Source organism: Bhargavaea massiliensis, from assembly GCF_050480245.1.
Lineage (GTDB): Bacteria > Bacillota > Bacilli > Bacillales > Anoxybacillaceae > Anoxybacillus.
In genome coordinates this window covers 1-4,094 of sequence record NZ_JBCNEQ010000058.1, presented here as the reverse complement: position 1 = coordinate 4,094, position 4,094 = coordinate 1, and the positions used below count along the sequence as shown (strand labels likewise).

The window sequence follows — 4,094 nt, the reverse complement described above, 5'->3', positions numbered from 1 at the left end:
CTGAACAAATGAGAACAGGGGAGTAATCCTGTTCTTTTTTGTTCGATTATGCTAAAATCTTGACAGCATTTTGCGGAAGGTTGCAAGCAATCGTCATCATCCATTATTGGTGAATCATGTTTTTCTCTTAAAACAAGAAGGATTTTCTATGACAACATTAGAATTAAGTCTACAAACATGGATTCCATAAAATAGATGATTGTTTTCATAAATCCTTACGACGATTACATATTTTTGTGAGGAGGGCTTCTAACTCTTATCTAAATTTGTTTATTGGAAGGATTAAATGACGGAGAATCAGTTAAAATGGACCGGTTTTTTGTAACCGTAATAGGAGTTGTTGGATTGGTTCTCATTTTTTAGTGTTGATTTTGGAACGTCCTTGGCAGACTCATGGGTAGCAAAGCAAGGCGGAGCGAGTACGGAGCGTTATCATATCATATTAGAAAGTTATATTCATAGCTTTCTCATTGCTGGAAGCATACTATTTGGATTCAGTCTCTTATTCGCTATTTTTACTTATTTTGCGTTTATGTTGTTACCCAAAAGGTAGAAATTTACTGAACGGACGATTGGTTTGGTTTTAAAGAGAAAAAGATGGGGCGCCTGTTTCCTAGGCGTTTTTTTATTTCACAAAAATTGACACGAAAAAAATTACAAAAAAGTGTAGGGCAAACGGCTAATGATTTCGTCTATATAAGTGAAGACAGATAGAAAGGGGGAGAGTGAGATTCAGGACGAAGCATTAATCGCGAAAGCAAGGAAAGGAGACGAGCATGCATTTCGCCTGTTAATCGAGAAATACCGCAATTATTTATTTAAAACGGTGTACTCGATTATTCGCAACGAAAAAGATGCCGAGGATGTTACGCAGGAAGTATTTGTGCGGATTTATCTTTCACTCCCCCGATATCAGTCACAAGGCTTTAAAACATGGATGACGCGCATTGCTGTGAACTACGCGATTGATGTCAAGCGGAAAATGCAGCGGCAGCTTGAAGAAGTAATGGAATCCATTGAGGCCGAAGCCGATGAAAGGGTTGAGGTTTCGGTTATGAAAAAAGAGGAGCGAGAGCGAATCCGCCAACGTCTTGAGGAAATTCCGCTTAACTATCGAGATGTTATTTACGCCTATTACATAGATGAAAAATCGTATCAACAAATTGCGAAAGAACAAAATGTCGAAGTGAAAACGGTCGAGACAAAGCTTTACAGAGCACGCAGCTGGCTAAGAAAGCATTGGAGGGAGGAGGATTTTCAATGAGTCATTACACGAACGAAGAATGGCGGCAGTTCATTTGTGATGTACTGCCAGAGGAAAAAAGAGAGGAAATGGAGAGCCACCTTTATAGTTGTGATCAATGCTTAGCGGTATATATGGAGCTCATTGAAGAAAATGCTTCCGACTTGCCGAATCCTTCCGATGAAGCTGTTTCAGCCGATGTCATTCTTGCACAAGTTGAACAATATAAAAAGCCAAAGCGTACGAAGCAGACACAGACGAAGCAAAAATTGCTTCATTACGGAATTGCCGCTGCGATTACGATTGGGTTTATGTCTTCGGGAATTTTTCAATTAGTCACAAATGCCGGCGTTGTTGGAACAGATTTATCAGAAAACAGGCCGGCCTATACGGAACAATGGATGGATAAAACATTATCATTTCTCGATTGGCTAAAGGTAAATCAAAAGAAGGAAGGGAATAATCGATGAACAAAAATTCGTTAGTTGCGTTCTTTTTATCATTTATCCCTGGTGCTGGGCATTTTTATTTAAATAAAAAAGCAAGGGGAGTGTTTTATAGCTTTTCCTTTTTTGCGCCGATTGTGCTCGCGGTCGGTCTTGTCTTTTTGACACATAATAGTGGACCGCTGGCGATCGTCCTCTTTTCTTTATTGATTTGGTTGATCAGTATTTTAGATATGATTCTTACACTCATCAAAAGACAGCCGGAGCATACACTTGTCCAAGGAGAGGTTTTACAGGCAAATCAGGACAACGAGAAGTTTTACACGATTCTTCTTTCCTTCATTCCCGGGCTCGGGCATTTCCAGCTCGGCTTGATGAACCGAGGGTTAACGTTATTAATCAGCTTCTTTGGGCTTATGATCATGATATTTTTTGTAACGGTATTGATGCATGAAGGCAGCTTCTTAGTTTTTTTAGGAATTTTGCCGATCGTTTGGATTTACAACATGTTTGATATTGTTCAACAGCTCAATCGAAAACAAAACGGCGAGTCACTGGTCGATCGAACGATTTTCGAAGATTTTGAAGCGAAACGCGAGGATGGAAGGAAAAGCAAAACACTTGCGACTCTCCTTTCGGTTTTTCCGGGTGCGGGTCATATGTACTTAGGATTACAGCGCAGAGGCTTGCAGTTAATGGCCGCCTTTTTGCTGGCGATTTATGTGATGGATGTGTTAAGACTGTCTGCCTTTTTCTTCCTTATTCCGCTCATTTGGTTTTACAGCTTTTTTGACGCATTGCAGAAGGCGTCGAAGTATGGCGAAGAAGAGCTTGAGGATCAGCCGATCGTTTCCTACTTTATCAATCATCAAAGATGGGTTGGATTCGGATTATTGTTGTTAGGTCTTTATTATTTGCTTGACAGCATCCTGCTTCCAGCATTTGCTTCGCATCTATCAAAGCTATTACAAATCGATATTTATTACTGGTACAATCAATTTTTCCAAACAACGATCGTTTGCATTTTGTTAATTGGCGGCGGCTTCAAGCTGCTTTTAGGCAGTAAAGAGAAGAAGGAGGGGACGAAATGAGAAAATGGCGCGTTGGGACGGTGTCAATGGGAGCCTCTCTTATTTTGCTTGGCATCGTGTTGTTTATTTCTCAATGGGAAGGAATGGGAGCTGCAGACATTTTTGCGAGCTGGTGGCCGTTTCTCTTAGTGTTGCTTGGCGTTGAAATCCTTGTGTATCTTTATTTTTCGAAGCAGGAAAATACATTGATCAAATATGATTTTTTGAGCATCATCTTTATCGGGGTGCTCGGTTCGGTAGCCGTTTTATTTGTATTGCTTTCATCAACAGGAATATGGCAAGAAATTCGCACGGTCGTTAGTGCAGAAACGAAAGTCTTTCACCTGCCGAATGTCCGGCAGTCTGTTTCGCCTGAGATGAAGAGAATTGTCTTACAAACAGGGAGCCAACCGATTGTGATTGAAGGAGGCAGCAACGGTGAAATTCAAATCTTTGGAACATACCAATCTCTTTCAGCCAACGACATCAAAAAGCAGGAAGATTATGTAGCGATGAATATTGTCGGGGATACGATGTATATTACTATAAAAGAAATGCCGCGGAAGGAAGGACTGTTTCATACGGTGAACGCGATGACCCCGACTGTCGTTATTCCGCAGCATCTTTCGCTCGAAGTACGCGGGAACTATAATTCAGTGCTTCTTTATCCGCGGAAGCTTGCCGCCAATTGGACTGTTTCAAAAGCGGAGGATGTTCAGATTAGCCTTGATAAAAATACAGATATTCTCGTAACAGCTGTGACGCGTGAGAGTTTAGAAGACGGAAATATCGCGTGGCAAAGAGAAAGCGGAGAGACAGAAAAAACGTTGCCGGAGCAAACGTTTAAAGGCAAGGTTCAATTAGGGGACGGAACTCATCATATTTATGTTTTTGATTCACAGCATGCAGCGGTGCATGTGTCAAATTAAGTAACTAAGAACCACCGAGGTGTCAGCGTATTTTTAATGAAAACTTTTGTCCGTTTTTGATATAATATTTCAGCTATAACATCTTTCCTTTTTAAAGACGAAAAAATTGCAACAGCCTTTTTTATCATGTTAAATAGTGGAAAATATGTATTTATTTAGTATTGGGGCAAATAGGATGATGGGGATATGAAAAGAGCGAAGAATTATTTACAATCCAACATGAGGACGTGAGTTGTTTAAAAAGCATTAGCCTGATGTATTAATTCAGCTGGAACAAGCCGGTTATGAAACGTCATGTCATGCGACAACAGGGGCAGGGGATGCGACAGAGGCAGCGAGAAAAGCGGTCGAACGCGAATTTGACCTTGTTATTGCTGCTGGTGGAGATGGCACGATTAACGAAGTC

The 4,094-nt window shown here is 40.8% G+C and carries 4 protein-coding genes and 1 pseudogene; all 5 read left to right on the top strand.

Annotated features, from left to right (window positions below; all coding sequences use genetic code 11):
- The first annotated feature begins 700 nt into the window (after positions 1-700).
- Positions 701-1,264 carry a sigma-70 family RNA polymerase sigma factor gene (locus tag ABEV15_RS11270; protein ID WP_064214462.1) on the top strand — a complete coding sequence of 188 codons (564 nt, stop codon included), beginning with the start codon at positions 701-703 and terminating at the stop codon, positions 1,262-1,264.
- On the top strand, positions 1,261-1,713 hold the full coding sequence (locus ABEV15_RS11265) for an anti-sigma factor (RefSeq protein WP_498853252.1): 453 nt from the start codon (positions 1,261-1,263) through the stop codon (positions 1,711-1,713). The genes ABEV15_RS11270 and ABEV15_RS11265 overlap by 4 nt, the downstream gene beginning before the upstream one ends.
- The gene (locus ABEV15_RS11260; protein ID WP_498853251.1) at positions 1,710-2,780 is read left to right on the top strand and encodes a hypothetical protein; all 1,071 of its coding nucleotides are present in this window, start codon (positions 1,710-1,712) and stop codon (positions 2,778-2,780) included. Before ABEV15_RS11265 ends, ABEV15_RS11260 begins: the two co-directional genes overlap by 4 nt.
- Positions 2,777-3,688 (top strand): hypothetical protein, encoded by a 912-nt coding sequence (locus ABEV15_RS11255; protein ID WP_064221379.1) that lies wholly within the window; start codon positions 2,777-2,779, stop codon positions 3,686-3,688. The genes ABEV15_RS11260 and ABEV15_RS11255 overlap by 4 nt, the downstream gene beginning before the upstream one ends.
- 232 nt (positions 3,689-3,920) lie before the next feature.
- Positions 3,921-4,094: pseudogene (locus ABEV15_RS11250) on the top strand (diacylglycerol kinase family protein); the annotation flags it as partial.

Bases quoted from the DNA above. Each gene is read 5' to 3' on its own strand.
- ABEV15_RS11265 (WP_498853252.1), top strand. From the start codon at position 1,261: ATGAGTCATTACACGAACGAAGAATGGCGGCAGTTCATTTGTGATGTA.
- ABEV15_RS11260 (WP_498853251.1), top strand. From the start codon at position 1,710: ATGAACAAAAATTCGTTAGTTGCGTTCTTTTTATCATTTATCCCTGGT.
- ABEV15_RS11255 (WP_064221379.1), top strand. From the start codon at position 2,777: ATGAGAAAATGGCGCGTTGGGACGGTGTCAATGGGAGCCTCTCTTATT.